Raw genomic sequence first — 17,892 nt, 5'->3', positions numbered from 1 at the left:
TCCCCGCTTTGGTGTTCAGGCTGCGAACCTTTGCAAGTTGGCAGTGACTAGCTGTTGGTGCTGCGGCGTGAGCGGACCAGCAGGAGTCCGGCGCCGGTTACCAGGAGTGCGCCGGCTGCGTACAGCAGTCCGGTTCCCACACCACCGGTGAGCGGCAGCTCGAAGCCACCGTTGGACGGGATGTTCTTGACTTCAAGGTCAACACCCACCGTGGTGCTCGTCGCGTTGACCAGGAAGGAGATCGGCTCTGCGAGCAGCTCGTAGCCTTCCGGTGCGGTGGTTTCCACCAGGTAGTACGTGCGGAAATCGGCGGAGCCGGGAAGTACTGCAGCGCCGTTGGCCCAGTCGGAGTAGCGCAGGCCGGAGACGGTCAGGGTTCCGTCGACAGCAACGGTGAAGGTGCTCTGGCCGTTCAGGACAATCGCGTTGGTTCCAGCCAATGCGTCAGCCTGGTTGGCGTAGACGGAGAAGGAAGCGCCGGCAAGGGCAGCGCCATTCTCGTTGGTCTTCAGGAGGGTCATCTCGCCCCACTTGGTGACAACCGGGGGAGTGACAATCGGGCCGCCGGGCTGGCCGGGAACGGTGGTGAAGCTGCCCAGGTTCGGATAAACCATGGCATCGTTCTCGATTTCACCGATGGTGTTTACGGTGGTGTTTACAACAACCTGTACTTTGGTGTCGCTGTGGGCGGCCAGTACTGCGAGGCCTGCAGGGGTGAAGACGATGGAGACCGTGTTGGTGGCTGCGTCGAATTCAACCGTGTAGTGAGTGCCTTCGGTGATGACCGTGCCATCAACCAGTGTGGCGGTGGCATCAAGGTAGGTCAGTTTGGCGTCCAGCTGGTCCACGATCTTGTAGCCGTCAATGACTGCTTCGTTCGGGATGTCACCGGTGATAGTGAAGTCGATCTGATCGCCGAGCTTGACGTCAGGAGCGTCTGTGACGGTCTTCTGTGCGCCCGTGATGGAGTTCTTGGGGTAGACGTGGACGTTATAAATCCAGTTGGCCTTGTTGTCCGGGTCAGTCAACGGCACTGAAACCAGGAACGGAGCTGAGGGGGTTACACCTGCCGGGTAGTTGGTTTCCGTTACCAGGTACAGGCCTACGGGGAGGTTGCCGAAGGCCGCAGTGCCGGCGGCGTCGGTGACCTGAGCTTGGCCGGCACCCAAGGTGAACCCGGCGCCAGTGATGGAACCTTCAGGGTTGGCGGGGGAGAAGACGCTGCTCAGGTTATGGGCAGCGTCCCAACCGGCATTCGTGGAGAGGTCGACGGCGTTGACCTGCTGAATGGTGAATTCGATACCGGCCAAGGCGGTTAGCCCCGTGGAGTCCACGGCCGTGCCGTTATTGGGCAGGCCCGTGGGCGTATCCGGGCGTTCGAACTTATGGACGGTAATGGAACCGATCTGGTCCCCGTCCACCAACGGAGCGGCCAAGGCCGGGGCAGCGGAGAAGGACATTGCCAACACCGCTCCGGCAATGGTGGTGGCGGCGGCCTTCCAAAGGCGCCGGGAGCTTTGATTACTCACTTTTTCCTCTTTCATGGGTGATGCGATGCTCGGGAGCGAACATTTTTCTGGGGGGTGAGGCCTGCCGCTTTTGCTGCAGGCCGGGGAATGACGTTTATGGGTGGTTTCGAGTGCGCCGGGCATTGCTGGATGCAAGGGCCATGGCCACCAAAAGCAGCGACGTTCCAGCGGCCGCAAACGGCCACCAACCGGTGCCACCGGATTCCGGCATTTTCAGTGCAGGCACGTCACGAACAGTGACCAGGAAGATGCCGTTGCCGTCGGCGTCGCTTGTTGTCACGACTCCGGCGCCGCTTCCTTGGCCGAGCGTCACGGCACCGTTGGGAGCCACTGTGAACTGCACGGCTTCGGCCAGCAGGTTGAAGCCATCCGGAGCTGTGGTCTCTTCGAGCCAATACACGCCGGGCTGAATGCCTTCGAGTTGGAACTGTCCGGTTTGGGACGGGATGGGAGCTACCGTAACGCTGGTATTGACGGCCCCCGGGGCTCCGGCTGCGTCATTATGGATGGCCCAGGTAGAGCCGGCCATGGGAACCCATTCCTCGTCTGAGGATTCACCGAGTTTTTCAATGAGGATTTTGGCCGGCGTCAGGTGGGTTGTGGTGCATTCCGCTGCCAACGGTGTGGTGCCGGTTGCGCAGCGGATGGGCGTGACGCTGCCTGCGCCAGTGACGACGTTGACCAGTTGGGCACTCCAAGCGTCTGCCTTGACGGTGACCCTGTAGCTGAGAACTGCAGTCTGACCGGCCGGCAGCGTGAACGGCTGGGTGGTCAGCGTGGTGGACGGGGCTACGGGATTGGCGACGGCGGCCGGTGCCGCGGTGCCGATGGTCAGCACTGCGGATCCCGGAACGAATGTGCCCTGATCCAGGACATCGGCGAGGTTGTCAGTGAGGACGACGTTATTGATTTGGCCGCGGTTGCTGGTTGCGGTCACGGTGTAGGTGATCGTGTCGCCGGGCTTTACCCATTGGCCGTTCGAGGACGTGCCGGCCACCGTGGCGGTCTTGGCGATGGTCCATTGGGGATCCACGGGTGTATTCACCGTTGCGGAGCAGCCAACCCCGGGCAAGGGCGGGCAGGCCAAATCCACGGTGGGAACCATGGTGGATGATCCGGGAACAGGAACGGTTCCGCCGCCCGGCATGTTGGGAACAGACGTCTGGGCTGCTGGCGCGATGGTGGCGTTGTTGGTCATGATTCCGGTGGTGCCCGGTGCCACAGTGCCCTTGACGGTGTACGTCAGGGTTCCGCCAACGTTGATTCTTACGGTGCCGGATATGTTGCCGGTGCCGCTCGGAGCGTTACATGCGGTGGGTCCGGCCGGCGCAAGATTTGAGGTTCCTGCGATGGTGACAGCGCAGGTCCATGTTGCACCTGTGATGGATGCGGGCAGGGGATCGGTGAACACGGCGTTGACAGCATCGCTGGGCCCGTTGTTGTGGACTACAACCGTGTATGTGATTGGCTGGCCCGGGATGTAGGCCGTGATGTTGGCACTCTTGGTGATGGAGAGGTCCACTACCGGCCGCACGGTCAAGGTCGCCGTCCCGGGAGAGTAGAGTCCCGTTATTGTGGGGAAGTTATTGGTGCAGTTCGGAATGGCCGCACCATCGTTAGCCAGGCATCCTGAGTTGTTGTAAACGCCGGGGATGTTGCTGGTAACGGTTACCGTGATGGTGCACGAGGCGCTGCCCTGTGCGAGGTTCCCGGTGACGTCCACGGTACGGCCGGAGACAGTGCCCGCGGTGAGGACGCATGTGCCGCCGAGCGGGCCAACTGCAGCGAGGCCGGTAGGCAGTGTGTCAACGAAGTGCCAGCCATTCTTGGCCATCAGGTCACTGGTGTTGGTGACGGTATAGGTCAAGGTGGTGTTCTGGCCCTGGAAGATGCTGGTGGGGCTGAAGGCCTTATCCAATTGCGGCGTAACGTCTACCAACTGCGGGAGGTCGAATCCGACGTCGTTGCCGGTGCCTGTCGCCTGCAGGTTCCTTACGCGAATACCGAGCGTGGGCGTGGTGCCGGTGATGGGCACCTGGATGGCGCCGGACTGCAGTTTGGCCACGCTGAAGTTGGTGTTGTCAACCACGATGAGTTGACGGCTGGCATCCGTGCAAGGATCCAAATTGGTTCCAACGACCGTGGCAACACCGTTGACCAGGATGGAGAATTCCTGAAGGGCGTGGTTGGAGAAGCAGTTCGTTTCGCCGAAGATTCCTGAGACTGCATAGTAGTGCCCGGCGATGGTGGGAATGGTGTTCTTGGTGGTCTGCAGCTGCAGGCCTGCGGACTGCACTCCACTAACGCTGTTGGTGTATTCGCTGAGGATCTGGTTTTGAGTAGCCTGCGCGTCGGTCATGCCTTGGTACTTGCCCATGGCGTAGGCCATGTTGCCCAGGATGGTGAAGGCCGTGTTTCGACCGCACTGATCACTGTTTGTGATAGCTCCACCGTTAACGGGCAGGGGAGTACCTTGCCTAAGAACCCAGCCATTGCATGCCTGCGCCCCGGGAAGCCAGGCGGAATCTGCCGTGTATTGCTCGTTTTGGGCCGCCGTGCTGCCCGTATAGGAGCCTAAGGGGAGCGGTGCAGTGGCCGCGCTCACATTGGAGAAGTCTTCGCTGTAGATCAAGGAGCCGGACTGAGTCACTCCGGGGGAGCCGGGTAGTGCGATCCCGGGCGTGGGGGCGTTCACCACTCCATAGGCGGTCATCCCCACTACGACGAGAAGCGCGCATGCAATGAGCGCTAGCAGCGATCTGCCCTTGCCTTCACCCCGTCCACCCTGATCATGGGCACGTTTGTGCTCAAACTGCTTCCGCATGGAGTCCCTTTTCTTACTGCCCTAGCCAATCAACCCTTCTGGAGGGCTGCCCTTTTTCACTACTGAGGAGTAAGTACGGCCAGAGCGGGAATCGTGACGCACTAGGGAATGTGGCGCTAATCACATACAGCTCGGGGATGGGAAAGCCGATGCCTGGAGAGGTGGGTTCTAAGAACCGGCCCGGTTCGTCCAACGCAGCGGTAGAGAGGCGTTGACCAGAAGCAACGCCAAGAGAAACCAGCCGCCGCAAACGAGGGTGGGATCCGGAGTCACCGTGTCGTAGGGAATTCCGTCCATTTCGCCAATCTGGCGCACGGTTTTGATGAATCCGGCTGCAATGAGGCCTACGGCGATGGCTGCGATGGAGACGTAGGTGCGCGCGTTGCCTGCCCACCAGCGGTTTATCGCCGGGACAAGGCGAAGCGGCAAGCCGACGGTGATGGCTGCAACGATTGCGATAATTGGCATGATGACGGTGGTCAGTATCACGCCGATCATGCTCAGCAGCCCGTCATAATCCACCATCAAGGATGCCTGCAGAATAAACCAGCTCGGCGCGAGCACGGCGAAGGCCAATGCCAGTTGGCCCACCGGCATTATGCCCGTGCTTCCGTAGTGCTTTCGTGGAAGGGTGCCCAATGTTTGGGGCCGCATCGGCGGTGGCGCCACGAAGCGCTGCCGGTTGGCGTCTTCGTAGTGCGATTTCGGGCTGACGGGGTAGCGCGGGGGCCCTTGCGGGGCAGGCGTCGATTCCGAGTCGTGTTCGGTCATGGCAGCCCTACGCCGGCCTTGCCGGGCGGCCGCACCCAGGCGCGCGGTTCCAGCGCTCGCGCCCCCGGATTCCCTCGCATATGTGCATGTGAGTCTGCGTGTTCCCCCATGCCGTCATTATGCCGGTATTACCCGCCCTCGGCGGCTTTCCTTGCCCGGTATGCCGCGACGTGGGCGCGGTTGGCGCAGTTGCCGGTGTCGCAGTAGAGCTTGGAGCGGTTGCGGCTGAGGTCCAGGACGACGGCGTCACAGTCGTCCGCTGCGCACACGCGCATGCGGTCCATTTCCTTGCTTCGGATGACATCGATGATGGCCATGGCAGCTTCGGTGCCCATTCGATCTGCCAAGGGGGCTTCCGGGGTTGTGGCGTGGAGATGCCAGTCCCAGTGGTCATGTTTCACGAGCTGTGGGAGTGCCTTTGCGTCGGCGAGCAGCTTGTTGACGGACTTCGCCGCCGTGTCCTCATCGGCGCTCCACAGCGCTGCCAGTTCGCTGCGTAGACGCTTGACGCTGTTCAATTCCGCTGGCGTGTTCACCCGTGAGCCGGTGAACTCTTCCGCGTCCAGGAATGAGTTGAGCTCCTGCGCGGTGGCCAGGGCTTCTTCACCGTTGGCAGCAGTGTTGATGAGATTGACGGCGCTACGGAGGGCTACCTCGGTGTCAGGCGCAAAAAGCACTTTGACTCCTTACATATTCCGGGAGTACTATCATGACCATAAGCCCACTTTACTCCTGACAGGAGGCTGCTGTGTCAGCTCCAACGACGAAGGCTGATGCAAAGAGTTTCCTGGCATCAGGACTCGGCATCGCACTCTTTTCCTCCGCTGTTTTCGGCACGTCCGGCTCGTTTGCCAAGTCGATGCTTGAAACCGGCTGGTCACCCGGCGCCGCAGTTGCCGTGCGCCTCACCGGTGCCGCACTGATCTTGGTGATTCCCGCCGTCGTGGTTCTGCGCGGACGCTGGCATCAACTTAAGGACAACTGGCTCACCATCCTGCTGTTCGGGCTGATCGGAGTAGCAGGCTGCCAGCTTTTCTACTTCAATGCCGTGGCCCGGTTGTCCGTGGGCGTAGCGCTGCTGCTCGAGTACCTGGCTCCGGTAATGATTGTGCTGTGGCTCTGGATCGCAAGCCGACGGCGGCCGCGCGCGCTCACTGCGGCCGGCGCCCTGTTGTCCTTGGGTGGCCTGGTTCTGGTGCTTGACCTGACGGGTGCCGTGAAGGTGGACTTCGTTGGTGTTCTGTGGGGCATGGCCGCCGCCGTCTGCTTGGTGATCTACTTCTTCATTACCGCGAAGGAGAACGACACCCTCCCGCCACTGGTGCTTGCTTCGGGTGGTCTCCTTGTGGGAGCGCTGGTCATGTGGCTTGTGGGCCTGTTGGGGCTCCTGCCCATGACGTTCAGCACCACAGACACAACCTTGGGACCGTGGACCACCCCGTGGTGGGTCTCCGCAGTCGGGCTTATCATCCTGGCCACAGTGCTTGCGTACGTTAGCGGCATCATGGCCGCACGCAGTCTTGGGTCCAAGGTGGCGTCGTTCGTGTCCCTGACCGAAGTGCTCTTCGCCGTGATCTGGGCCTGGCTGCTGCTGGGCGAACTGCCGGGGCCGATTCAGCTGCTGGGCGGTCTTCTCATTGTGGCCGGCGTGGTCCTGGTTCGCGTCGATGAGCTGCGCGGAGATCGCAGGGAGGCCCGTGCCATTCGGGAAGCTGCCCGCGAATTGGACCATCCGAATGATGTTGAACCCGTCCCCTCCGGGCGGGCAACCAAGCTTCCGGGCAATTAGCTAGCCGGGCAACTAAGCCGCAGGACTCCCGGGTTTGATCGAAGTGCCCGCGCACAACGACAGCGTGCGCGAACAACCCCCGGTCCTAAGGCCAGCTTTAACGGCGAAAACCCCGGACGCTGTTGCGTCCGGGGTTTTCCCAACTGTCTTAGTTGGAGGCCTGCTGCTGCTGCTCAGCGTTCTTCTGAGCGCGATCGCCGGCTTCGCGAAGTGCGTCGGCAACCTTCTTCAGGTTCGAAGCGTGCTGGCTGTCCCACTCGCCGCGGAACTTGTCAGCGTCCGGGCCCTTCCAGTCGGTGCCGTCAAGTGCGCCCTTGAGCTGTGAACGCTGCTGCTCGATGTTCTCAGCACCAGCCTTCAGCTTGTTACCGAGCTGACGAAGCTGATCAACATCTGCACCCCAAATAGCCATGAGATTCTCCTTCATTATTCGGACCCGAGCTCTTCGGCATCCCCAGCGGCCTCCGGCTCATCCGGAAGATCCAATAACTAAAACCTATCCCGGGAATCCAAAAACCGTCGATGGGCACCCCTCCCCATGTAGCACTGCCCATAGTTAGCATGGGGTTATGTGCCGCAATATCAGGACCCTGCATAACTTTGAACCGCACGCCACGAGCGCTGAAGTGGAGGCCGCTGCCCTGCAATACGTGCGAAAAATCAGCGGATCCACCAAACCCTCCAAGGCCAACGAGGAAGCCTTCGCAGAGGCTGTCCATGAGATCGCGCATATTACGCAGCATCTCCTTGACTCCTTGGTAAGCCATACCCCGGCCAAGAACCGTGACGAGGAAGCCGCCAAAGCGAAGGCCCGGGCTGCGGTCCGTTTCGGGGCTGCGTAGCCTCAGCTGCCACGGCAGACGACAGACAGCAGAAAGCAGTTGCGGGTGATCTGAAGTTTCAGAACACCCACAACTGCCCAGCAGTTGGGTCTACTTCCCGAACGAGCGCAGCCTCAGCGAGTTCGCAACCACCAGCACTGAGCTGGCTGCCATTGCTGCGCCGGCGATCATGGGATTCAGGAATCCCAGCGCTGCCACCGGGATGCCGATCGCGTTGTAGAAAAAGGCCCAGAACAAGTTGGTTTTGATGGTGGACAGGGTCTTGCGCGATAGCTCAATCGCCTGCACCAGCTGACCCAGATCACTGCCCATCACGGTCAGGTCCGAGGCCTCAATGGCGACATCAGTTCCGGAACCCATCGCGATGCCAAGGTCAGACTGGGCCAAGGCTGCGGCATCGTTTACGCCGTCACCGGCCATGGCAACAGTTGCACCTGAAGCCTGAAGCTTCCGGACCGCCTCAACTTTCCCCTCCGGCAGAACGCCGGCGAAGACGTCTTCCAGTGAAATCCCGACGGCGGTAGCTACTTGGGCGGCTACTGCGGCATTGTCTCCGGTCAGGAGGATGGGGCGGATTCCCAGGTCCTTCAACTTCCGGATTGCCGCAGCCGAGCCGGGCTTGATGGTGTCGCTCAGGCTCACGATCCCTGCAGCTTTGCCGTCCACCGCAACCCAGATGGCCGTGGCGCCACTGTTTTCCTCTGCCGCCAAGGCGTCCCGTTGGTCTGAATCGAGCGGGATGCCGTTCTCCTCCAGCCAACCGGAGCGCCCAACGACCACTGTCTTGGAGTCTCCGTCAACGGAAACAGTCCCCCTCACGCCGCCGCCCGGGGCGGAACTGAAGCCGTCAACACCCGGGAAGGTCCCGGCGTCGGGCATGGCGTCCTGCGCTGCGGCCGCTATCGCATGCGCGATCGGATGCTCGGAGGCTGATTCAACAGCCCCAGCCAAGGTCAGGACGGTTTCCGGGGAGTAGCCATTCAGGCCGACTGTGTGGTCCACAGCGAGCTTGCCACTGGTGACGGTACCCGTCTTGTCCAGCAGGATGGTGTCCACGTGGCGGGTATCCTCAAGGACCTGTGGGCCTTTGATGAGGATGCCCAGTTGAGCTCCACGGCCCGTCCCCGTCAGCAGCCCCACCGGAGTGGCCAGACCCAAGGCGCAGGGGCAGGCAATCACCAGAACGGCAACGGCTGCCGTAAAGGCTGCGTTGAGGTCGCCCGAGAAGAAGAGCCACAGAAGGAACGTGACCAGGGCGATGACCAGCACAATGGGGACGAAGACAGAGCTGATTCTGTCAGCGAGCCGCGCAATGGGTGCCTTTCCCGTCTGTGCTTGGCTGACCAGCCGTCCCATCTGAGCGAGAGTCGTGTCCGAGCCCACGCGAGTGGCCCGGACCAGCAGCCGGCCGGAGGTGTTGATGGTAGCGCCCGTTACCAGGCTTCCCGGCCCAACCTCAACCGGCACCGATTCGCCTGTGACTAGTGAAGCGTCGACGGCGGAAGCACCGTCCATGACCAGGCCGTCCGTGGCAATCTTCTCGCCGGGGCGGACAACAATGACGTCGTCCACAAGGAGTTGATCCGCCGGGATCTTCTGTTCAACGCCATCCACCAGGATGGTTGCGTCCTTGGCGCCAAGATTCAGCAGAGCTTTGAGCGCATTGCCTGCTTTGGCTTTGGCGTTCGCTTCAAGGTAGCGGCCCAGAAGCAGGAAGGTTGTGACCACGGCTGCGACCTCGAAGTAGAGGCCGCCGCCCATGTTCTCCATGCCGGGATGCTCGGTCATGCGGGGATCGGCGAATAATTGCCACGCCGAGTAAAGGTACGCAGCAATCACACCGATGGAGACGAGCGTGTCCATGGTGGAAGCGAAATGCCGGGCATTGATGGCAGCCGCCCGGTGGAAAGGCCAAGCCGCCCAGCTCACCACCGGTAAGGCCAGAGCGCCGGCAACCCATCCCCAGTGGGCGAACTGGAGGGCGGGAATCATGGAGATTGCGAACACGGGAATGGTGAGGAGAGCCGCAAGGATCAGGCGCGGACGCAGCGTAATGGCCGCTGGTCCGTGAGCCATGTGGTCTTCGTGCATAACGCCGTCGGCGCCGTGCTCTGCATGCTCGGTGTGTGCGTCGACGTGCTCCTGGGTTTGTTCGGAGGGAGTGCTTTCGTGGGGTTCTCGGGTGTGCGGCGCCGGTGCGTGGCGGACGGTGGCTTTGTAGCCCGTTGCGTTGACGGTGTCCACGATTTGCTGGTCTGTCACGGTTGCCGGGACTGTGACGTGGGCTGATTCGAGGGGCAGGTTGACGCTGGCCTCTACGCCTTCAAGTTTGCCCAGCTTTCGTTCTACTCGATTGACGCACGAGGCGCAGGTCATGCCCTCGATGTCCAGTTCGATAACCCGTTGTGCGGGTCGGTTGAAAGTCTCCTGGCTACTCAAGACGACTCCTAAGCTTCGTTGGCTACCACCAAGTAGCCGGCTTCTGCCACGGCCTCGCCGATTTCCGACGGCGAGAGCTCCTTGGTTGATGTGATGGTCACGGTGGACAGGCCACCGGGATTGAGGTCTACTGCAACGTTTTCGACGCCGTTGAGTGACTCAAGTTCTTCGCTCACGCTGGATACGCAGTGGCCGCAGGTCATGCCTGAAACGTTGACGTTGGTCTTGATGGTCTGGCTCATGGCTGTCTCCTTGGTGATGAGTTGAATGGTGTGGTGGTTGTTGGCGGAATTACCGCAGCAGGCGCCCGATGGCATCGGTGGCCTCCTTCACTTTGGCGTCGATCTGTTCGGCGCGGGCTTCCGGGTTGGGCTCGGAGGCGGCACCCACGACGCAATGGCCGATGTGCTCCTCTACAAGTCCCAGGCTGACGGCATGGAGGGCCTTGGTAGCGGCGGCTATTTGGGTGAGGATGTCGATGCAGTATTTGTCATCCTCCACCATTCGGGCAATGCCGCGGACCTGCCCTTCGATCCGTTTTAGGCGCTTGAGGTATGCGTCCTTGTTGCTGGTGTACCCGTGGGGCGCGGCGTGCTCCAAGTCCACCTCGATGATGGGTGCATCCGGATGGCTCATGCTCAGGTCTGGCGTGCTCATGATTCGAAACTATACCCGCAGGGGGTATGCTGTCAACTACCCCCAGGGGGTATCTGGTTGGAATTTGAGACGGCAGTCCAGAGAACGTCTGCCAGACCCCGCCGGGGCTAAAGGACTAGGCCAAAGACTTGAGTAGGTATAGACCAAAACCACCAAAACATGGATTCTTGTTTTGCATTGCAAACCATTTGGCGAATGTGCTTCCGCCCACACCCGGGCGTTCATAGTGTTTGGTTCCATAGCCGCGGAGGGGGAAGTCCCGCGGAAGCCACTTTCTCCATGGAGGACACTTGAAACTCGCACGCTCCGCCGCGGCCATAGCAATCGCGGCTCTCGCATTGACCGCCTGCGCTCCACCCACCTCAAACAATGCAGCCTCAAGCTCGGACGAGCAGACGGGCACAGTCCGCGTCTGGCTCTTCTCCGAGGTCAACCAGGATCCCAAGTCCGCAGTGGTCAAGGAAGCCGTCACTGAATTCGAAGCGGCACATAGTGGTGCCAAAATCGAGGTCCAGTACATTCCCGTGGACAGCCGCGCCGAACGATTCAAGGCCGCTTTCAACGATCCTTCCAGCGCGCCGGATGTGGCTGAGTTCGGCAACACGGACCTCGCCAGTTATGTGGCATCCGGTGGCTTGGCTGACGTCACCGAGGACATCAAGTCCTGGGATGAGGCGAAGGACCTGGATGCAAAGATTCTGGACACCACCGAAATCGACGGCAAGAACTACGGCGTGCCCTGGTTCGTCGGTGTCCGCGCCCTTTACTACCGCACGGATCTCCTGCAGCAGCTCGGCCTCCAGGTCCCCAAGACCTTGGATGAGGTAGAGACAGTGGCCCGCGCTGTTCGGGCAGCAAACCCGGATCTTCTGGGCATCTCGGTCGGTGGGGCCGCGCAGTTCTCTGCCATGCCGTATCTGTGGGCCAACGGCGGTGAAATCGCTACGAAGGAAGGCGACACCTTCGTTTCGGGATTGGATTCCGTGGAGTCACGCGAAGGCGTGGCCGCCTATACCCGCCTCCTCAAGGACGACATCTGCCCGGCCCAGACCTGCGCGGAGTTCGGCGGCAACGCCAGCGTCCAGCAGTTCATTGCGGGTAAGTCGGCCATGACCATCGGCGGCGACTTCAATTACAAGGCTGTTGCAGCCAGCGCCATCAAAGACAAGTTCGCCGTGGTTCCCGTTCCCGGCAAGACTGCCGGTTCCATCGCTCCGGCCTTCGCCGGCGGCAACAACCTGGGCGTTTTCAACAGCAGCAAACGCCGCACCCTCGCGGCCGACTTCGTGAAGCTCCTGGCCAGCAAGAAGTATCAGCAAAAGATGTTCGATTCCATGGGCAACCTCCCTACGTTCAGTGACGTCCAGAAGTCCGTTGCGGAGAATAACAAGCAGGTTGAACCGTTCATTAACACCCTGGGTGCCGGCACCAAGTTCGTCCCGGTCACGGAAAATTGGTCCACCATTGATGCGCAGGGTGTCTTCACGGGCATGTACCAGAAGGTTGTCACGGGCAAGGCTGACGTCAACGCGGCAACCACCGAGGCCGCAACGGCCATGAACGCGGCATTCGGGTCCAAGTAATGCACTGCACTCTGATATCCATCAACTGCTCTCCAGAAGCAGTCAAAGGCGCATCATGACAGCGCTCACCCCGGTTCTGCCCGATGCGCCGCAGGGCGGCACCCCAAGCAAAGGCTCGACGACGGCGGCACGCAAATCCCCGCGTTTCTCCAACGGAAAGCGCGGCCTGGAGCCCTGGCTCTACCTTGCCCCCGCGTTCATCGTCCTGATCGCGCTGCTCGGCTACCCGATCTTCCAGCTGATCAACGTCTCGCTCTACGACTACCGTCAGGCGCAGGTCAGCGGTAAGGCGCCTCTGAACTTTGTGGGTTTGGAGAACTACCAGAAGCTCTTCGCCGACCCGCAGTTCTGGACTGTCCTTGGCAACACGGTGGTGTTCGCCACGGCCTGCGTGGTGTTCACGTTGCTGGTGGGCAGTTCCCTGGCGGTGCTGGCCACAAGACTGCGCCCTTGGGTCCGTTCGATGCTGTTCGTGGTTTCGCTCGGCGCGTGGGCTACCCCGGCGGTCACGGGCAGTGCTGTTTGGCTGTTCCTGTTCGAGCCAACCTTGGGCCTGGTCAACAAAACCCTGGTGGCAATAGGGCTGACGCAGTTTGAAGGCTACTCCTGGACCTACGACAAATGGTCGGCTTTCGGACTTGTCGCAAGCGAAGTGGTGTGGTGCTCGTTCCCGTTCGTGCTGGTCACGGTGTATGCAGGTATTCAGGCCATCCCCACGGAGGTTATTGAGGCGGCGCGAATCGATGGTGCTTCCATGCCACGCATCGCGCGGAGCATCATGCTCCCCATGCTCAGGCCAATCGTGATCGTGGTGACCATCCAGTCCATCATCTGGAACTTCAAGATCTTCTCGCAGATCTACATCATGACCAACGGTGGTGGTATCGCCGGCCAGAACCTGGTGCTGAACGTTTACGGCTACCAACAGGCTTTCGCGGCCAGTCTCTACGGGCTCGGTTCGGCCCTCGGCGTGATCATGACGGCCCTGCTCATGGTCATCACACTGGTCTACCTCCGGATCCTCAAAAGAACAGGCGAAGCCCTATGACCGCCGTCGACGTTTCATCAGTGTCCCGCAGCGCCACAGCAGCTGATGCGCCGCAGAAGCTGCGCAAGCAAGGCAAACGCCGCTTCGGCGCCGATGCCGCGGCCATCGTGATCGCCCTGATAGTTGCTTTCCCGCTGTTCTGGATGGTGCTGTCCGCGCTGAAACCCAAAACAGCGCTCGACGCCGGTGATGCGGCGCCGTACACACTGGAACCCTCGCTGGACTCGTTCGGTCGCGTCCTGGGAGTGAACAACTTCGGCCAGTATTTCCTGAACAGCGTGATCGTGGCCCTGGTTGTGGTGGTGCTGTCCACCGTCCTGGCGTTCCTCGCGGCGGTGGCCCTGACCCGCTACAACTTCAAGATGCGCACCAAGTTGCTGATCATCATCCTGGTCTCGCAAATGGTGCCTGTTGAAGCCCTGACCATTCCGCTGTTCTTCCTGTTGCGCAACGCCGGCGAGGCCATTCCGTTGGTGGGCCTGAACCAGTTGGGTTCGCTGGTGCTGGTCCATGTGGGATTCAGCATTCCGTTTGCCATCTGGATGCTGCGTGGATTCGTGGCCGCTGTACCGCTGGAAGTTGAGGAGGCCGCCCGTTTGGACGGCGCCAGCAGCTTCCGGTTTGTCCGCTCCATCCTGTTCCCTTTGGTGGCGCCGGGGGTGGTGGCATGTTCGGTTTTCTCGTTCATTTCCACGTGGAACGACTTCCTGTTCGCCAAGACCTTCATCATCTCCGCCCAAGAGAACCAAACGCTGCCCATGGCCTTGCTGACGTTCTTCAAGCCCGACCAAAACGATTGGGGAGCCATCATGGCCGGCTCGGTCATCATGACCATTCCTGTGCTGATCTTCTTCGTATCAGTCCAGCGCAAGCTCGTGTCCGGACTGGCCGGGGCGGTGAAAGGATGAGTGCCGTTAACCAGGTGATCCCGGCCCGGTTGGTCCCCGCGCCGTGGTCCATCTCCGCGGGCTCGGGCGAGTTGGAGCTCGACGCCGGCACCACCTTGGGCGCCGATCCTGAACTGCGTGGACCTCGCCGCTGGCTTTCCCGGGCTTTGGGGGCAGCGACGGGTTGGGATCTGGCCCCTGCAGAGGCCGGCGAAGCCGGCATTCGGCTCTTGCTTGACCCCACGTTGGACGCCGAGTCGTACCGCCTGGACGTGAGCGACGCCGTCGTGATTTCTGCGGGTGGTGCCGCTGGCGCCTTCTACGGTGCGCAGACGCTTCTTCAGTTGATGGGGCCGGCGGCCCTGCGGCAGGCTCCCGTCGCTGCCGTTGCCGGTTGGTCTGTGCCGCGGGTTTCTGTGGAGGACAAGCCGCGTTTCGGTTATCGGGGGACCATGCTGGACGTCGCCCGGCACTTCATGCCCAAGGACAACCTGCTGCGGTTCATCGAGGTGATGGCCATGCACAAACTCAACGTCCTGCACCTGCACCTCACGGACGATCAAGGTTGGCGGATCCAGATCAACCGGTATCCCAAGCTGACTGAGACTGGTGCGTGGCGCCGTGAATCGTCTCTCGGTTCATGGCGGGCAGGGGTCTTCGACCACCGCCCGCACGGTGGTTTCTACACGCAGGATGACCTCCGCGAGATCGTTGCCTTCGCCGCTGAACGGCACATTACGGTGATCCCGGAGATCGACGTTCCGGGCCACAGCCAGGCCGCCATCGCCGCGTATCCGGAGCTCGGCACGGCCCCGGCAGACGGTTCAGCACCTGTGGAGGTGTGGACGCGGTGGGGTATCAACGAGTCCGTCCTGGAAGTGTCCGAAACCTCGCTTGAGTTCTACCGGAATGTGCTGGACGAAGTAGTGGAGATCTTCCCCTCCCCATGGATAAGCCTGGGTGGGGACGAAGTTCCACTCACGCAATGGCAGGCCAGTGCGCAGGCTCAGTCAAAGGCGAGCGAGCTTGGCCTGAGCGATGTGTCGGGCCTCCACAGCTGGTTCGTCGGACAACTGGCGCAGCATCTGATGCATCACGGCCGCGCCACGTCCGTATGGGATGAAATCGGCGACGGCGGCCTGCCGGACGGTGCGCTGGTGGCGTCCTGGCGCGGATACGAAGGCGGAATCGATGCCCTGAAAAAGGGGTACGACGTTGTGATGTGCCCTGAGCACAAGCTGTACCTCGACCACCGCCAAGCCGAGGGTGATGACGAGCCGGTTCCCGTGGGCTTCGTGACCACGCTGCAGGCTGTCTACGAATTTGAGCCGTTGCCGGACGTTGACAACACAGAATTCCCGGGCCGTCTCCTGGGAGCCCAAGCCAACATCTGGAGTGAGCATCTGGATTCACCACGCCGTGTGCAGTTCGCAGCGTTCCCGAGACTCAGCGCCATTGCCGAAGTGTTCTGGTCCAAGCCTGAGGGCCGGGACTACCATGAGTTCCTGACCCGTCTTACTGGCGCGCACCTTGCACGGCTTGAGGCCATGGGAGTGGAATACCGTCCGTTGGCCGGACCTGCGCCGTGGCAGCAGCGGCCGGGTGTGGAAGGTTGGAAACGAGATTATGACGCCGAGCAGCTCGTGAGGAACTGAGTGACTATTGAAGGCAAGGATGCCCGTAATTCCTCGGCATCGCTTCGCAAGGCGCTGGCTTTGTTGACTGTTGTGGCTGAGGAACCCGGCAACGGTGACGGGCTGGCGCTCGTGGAACTCACCCGTCTTTCGGGTCTGAACAAGAGCACTCTGCTGCGTTTGGCCGCACCACTGTTGGAGGAAAACCTGCTGGAGCGTGACCACGAGACAGGCAAGTTCCGCCTGGGCCACGGCTGCTTACGGCTGGGACAGTCATACCTTGACCGTGTAGACCTCCGCAGCGTGGCCAACAGTGAACTCCGAGCCCTCATGCGTGCCACGGAAAGCACCTGTCACTTGGTGGTACTTTCCGGGCACGACGTCGTCTACCTCGACAAGGTGGAGGACGAGGCCACTGTTCGGATGGCCTCGCGGGTAGGCGCAACCATGCCGGCCTATTGCACCGCAGTGGGCAAGGCCATGCTCGCCTTCAGCCCGGAGGAAGTGGTGGGACCGATCCTCGCCGAGGAGCTCCGCCCCCTCACTGAAAAGACCATCACGGATCCTTCCCTGCTGCGGGCCGACTTTGAAGCCATCCGGCGACGCGGGTATTCAATTGACGACCGCGAGAATGAACCGGAAGTCCGTTGCGTAGCCGCCCCCATCTTCGGCCACGATGATCACGTGGTTGCAGCGCTTTCTGTATCATCGTTGTCCTCCCGGATGACCGCCAAGCGCGTGCGGGAAGTTGGGCCCATGGCTGCCGAAACCAGCCTCCGGATTTCCGCCAAGCTTGGCTCCCGGCGGGCAAGCGCGAAACTGGCGAAGCTCGCATGAGCATCAGCGCATCGGACTTTTTTCGCGCCAAGCTGCAATGCGAGATCGACGTCATGGAAGTGGCTGAATCCGAGCCCGGCTCATTCGTTGTGGTGGATACGCGCCGGCAATCATCATGGGACCACGGACATATTCCAGGGGCGGTACATCTTCCGACAGCTCAGATACAGGCACGTGCACGGGAACTTGTCCCTGCAGGTTCACACGTAGTGGTCTATTCCTGGGGTCCCGGCTGCAACGGCAGCACGTTCGCTGCGCTCGCCTTCGCGGAGCTGGGTTACTCCGTGAAGGAAATGATCGGTGGTATTGAGTATTGGATCAGAAACGGACTGCCGGTGGAAACCGCCGCGGGGACCGTTCAAAGTACGCCGGATGCGCTGGTAACGGCACACACGTCCTAGCTTGGAACCAGCTTGCGCCCGGCTTGAAAAGGGGAAACGATGGCGGTTTTCGTACTGATTCACGGTGGTGGGTCAACAGCGTGGGACTGGCATTTGGTCAGGCCCCTGCTCGAAGCATCCGGGCATGGCGTCGTGGCCGTCGACCTTCCCATCGAGGATAAGAATGCCGGGCTTGAGGACTATACCCGTGCAGTGACGGATGCAGTTGGTAATGCTGAGCACACCATCGTTGTGGGGCACTCACTGGGAGGCTTTACGGCGCCGTTGGTCTGCGATGAACTCCACTCCGACGGTCTGGTGTACCTCTCAGCAATGATCCCGATGCCCGGGGAGACCTTCGGCGACTGGTGGACCAACACAGGGCATGACCGTGAAAGCATCCCCGAAGAGGCGTTCTTCAACCTTGTACCGGAAGAGTTGGCCCGTGAGGCCACCAACAGGGAGCGGGACCAGCAAGGCGCTTGGATGTCAGGCCCTTGGTGTGGCCGGCATCCGGAGGTGCCCACGTTGGCGATTCTGTGCCGTGACGATCAGTTCTTCCCGGCACCTTTCATGAGGAGACAGGTATAACAGCGGCTTGGAACCGAGCCTGTGGAAATCCCCGGGGGCCATTACGTAACGCTGAGCCATCCGGAGGCTGTAGCGGCGGCC

At 61.3% G+C, this 17,892-nt stretch carries 17 protein-coding genes; 9 read left to right on the top strand and 8 right to left on the bottom strand.

From position 1 onward, the window contains the following. Nucleotides 1–47: 47 nt before the first annotated feature. From J7I86_RS20570 to J7I86_RS20555, 4 genes are all read right to left on the bottom strand, one after another. Complete coding sequence (locus J7I86_RS20570) at nucleotides 48–1,529, bottom strand: SpaH/EbpB family LPXTG-anchored major pilin (RefSeq protein WP_214822716.1); 1,482 nt, start codon at nucleotides 1,527–1,529, stop codon at nucleotides 48–50. Nucleotides 1,530–1,623: 94 nt separating this feature from the next. Then, complete coding sequence (locus J7I86_RS20565) at nucleotides 1,624–4,353, bottom strand: SpaA isopeptide-forming pilin-related protein (RefSeq protein ID WP_214822715.1); 2,730 nt, start codon at nucleotides 4,351–4,353, stop codon at nucleotides 1,624–1,626. Nucleotides 4,354–4,521: 168 nt separating this feature from the next. Beyond that, nucleotides 4,522–5,124 (bottom strand): hypothetical protein, encoded by a 603-nt coding sequence (locus J7I86_RS20560; RefSeq protein ID WP_214822714.1) that lies wholly within the window; start codon nucleotides 5,122–5,124, stop codon nucleotides 4,522–4,524. A 128-nt stretch (nucleotides 5,125–5,252) separates the two neighbouring features. Next, nucleotides 5,253–5,801, bottom strand: coding sequence for a CGNR zinc finger domain-containing protein (locus J7I86_RS20555; RefSeq protein WP_214822713.1), 549 nt, complete (start codon nucleotides 5,799–5,801; stop codon nucleotides 5,253–5,255). A gap of 71 nt (nucleotides 5,802–5,872) precedes the next feature. Here J7I86_RS20555 and J7I86_RS20550 point away from each other — a divergent pair, with 71 nt between their 5' ends. Further along, a complete protein-coding gene (locus J7I86_RS20550) occupies nucleotides 5,873–6,913 on the top strand; it encodes a DMT family transporter (RefSeq protein ID WP_214822712.1) in 1,041 nt (346 codons plus the stop codon). Nucleotides 6,914–7,061: 148 nt separating this feature from the next. On the opposite strand, the gene J7I86_RS20545 is transcribed toward J7I86_RS20550, so the two are convergent. Next, entirely contained in the window at nucleotides 7,062–7,325 is a 264-nt protein-coding gene (locus J7I86_RS20545) for a WXG100 family type VII secretion target (protein ID WP_011776688.1), read from the bottom strand. A 157-nt stretch (nucleotides 7,326–7,482) separates the two neighbouring features. Here J7I86_RS20545 and J7I86_RS20540 point away from each other — a divergent pair, with 157 nt between their 5' ends. Then, complete coding sequence (locus tag J7I86_RS20540; protein WP_214822711.1) at nucleotides 7,483–7,755, top strand: DUF2277 domain-containing protein; 273 nt, start codon at nucleotides 7,483–7,485, stop codon at nucleotides 7,753–7,755. Between the two features lie 90 nt (nucleotides 7,756–7,845). Here J7I86_RS20540 and J7I86_RS20535 read toward each other — a convergent pair whose 3' ends face one another. The 3 genes from J7I86_RS20535 to J7I86_RS20525 are packed head-to-tail and all read right to left on the bottom strand — an operon-like array spanning nucleotide 7,846 to nucleotide 10,851. Continuing rightward, a complete protein-coding gene (locus J7I86_RS20535; RefSeq protein WP_214822710.1) occupies nucleotides 7,846–10,194 on the bottom strand; it encodes a cation-translocating P-type ATPase in 2,349 nt (782 codons plus the stop codon). Nucleotides 10,195–10,202: 8 nt separating this feature from the next. Further along, a complete protein-coding gene (locus J7I86_RS20530) occupies nucleotides 10,203–10,436 on the bottom strand; it encodes a heavy-metal-associated domain-containing protein (protein WP_286180075.1) in 234 nt (77 codons plus the stop codon). Nucleotides 10,437–10,485: 49 nt separating this feature from the next. Next, on the bottom strand, nucleotides 10,486–10,851 hold the full coding sequence (locus J7I86_RS20525; protein ID WP_105691299.1) for a metal-sensitive transcriptional regulator: 366 nt from the start codon (nucleotides 10,849–10,851) through the stop codon (nucleotides 10,486–10,488). 290 nt (nucleotides 10,852–11,141) lie between these two features. Here J7I86_RS20525 and J7I86_RS20520 point away from each other — a divergent pair, with 290 nt between their 5' ends. Genes J7I86_RS20520 through J7I86_RS20490 form a run of 7 tightly spaced genes read left to right on the top strand, consistent with a single transcriptional unit; the run spans nucleotide 11,142 to nucleotide 17,811 of the window. Beyond that, nucleotides 11,142–12,434, top strand: a complete 1,293-nt coding sequence (locus J7I86_RS20520) for an extracellular solute-binding protein (protein WP_214822708.1) — start codon at nucleotides 11,142–11,144, stop codon at nucleotides 12,432–12,434. Nucleotides 12,435–12,489: 55 nt separating this feature from the next. After that, the gene (locus J7I86_RS20515; protein WP_214822707.1) at nucleotides 12,490–13,482 is read left to right on the top strand and encodes a carbohydrate ABC transporter permease; all 993 of its coding nucleotides are present in this window, start codon (nucleotides 12,490–12,492) and stop codon (nucleotides 13,480–13,482) included. After that, nucleotides 13,479–14,390, top strand: coding sequence for a carbohydrate ABC transporter permease (locus J7I86_RS20510; RefSeq protein ID WP_214822706.1), 912 nt, complete (start codon nucleotides 13,479–13,481; stop codon nucleotides 14,388–14,390). The genes J7I86_RS20515 and J7I86_RS20510 overlap by 4 nt, the downstream gene beginning before the upstream one ends. Continuing rightward, a complete protein-coding gene (locus J7I86_RS20505) occupies nucleotides 14,387–16,024 on the top strand; it encodes a beta-N-acetylhexosaminidase (protein ID WP_214822705.1) in 1,638 nt (545 codons plus the stop codon). Before J7I86_RS20510 ends, J7I86_RS20505 begins: the two co-directional genes overlap by 4 nt. Continuing rightward, entirely contained in the window at nucleotides 16,025–16,840 is an 816-nt protein-coding gene (locus tag J7I86_RS23195; protein WP_214822704.1) for an IclR family transcriptional regulator, read from the top strand. Further along, nucleotides 16,837–17,241 carry a rhodanese-like domain-containing protein gene (locus J7I86_RS20495; protein WP_214822703.1) on the top strand — a complete coding sequence of 135 codons (405 nt, stop codon included), beginning with the start codon at nucleotides 16,837–16,839 and terminating at the stop codon, nucleotides 17,239–17,241. The genes J7I86_RS23195 and J7I86_RS20495 overlap by 4 nt, the downstream gene beginning before the upstream one ends. A 39-nt stretch (nucleotides 17,242–17,280) precedes the next feature. Further along, the gene (locus J7I86_RS20490) at nucleotides 17,281–17,811 is read left to right on the top strand and encodes an alpha/beta fold hydrolase (RefSeq protein WP_286180074.1); all 531 of its coding nucleotides are present in this window, start codon (nucleotides 17,281–17,283) and stop codon (nucleotides 17,809–17,811) included. Nucleotides 17,812–17,892 lie beyond the last annotated feature (81 nt).

Source organism: Arthrobacter sp. ISL-95, from assembly GCF_018613695.1.
Lineage (GTDB): Bacteria > Actinomycetota > Actinomycetes > Actinomycetales > Micrococcaceae > Arthrobacter.
This window is presented reverse-complemented; position numbering and strand designations above follow the sequence as displayed.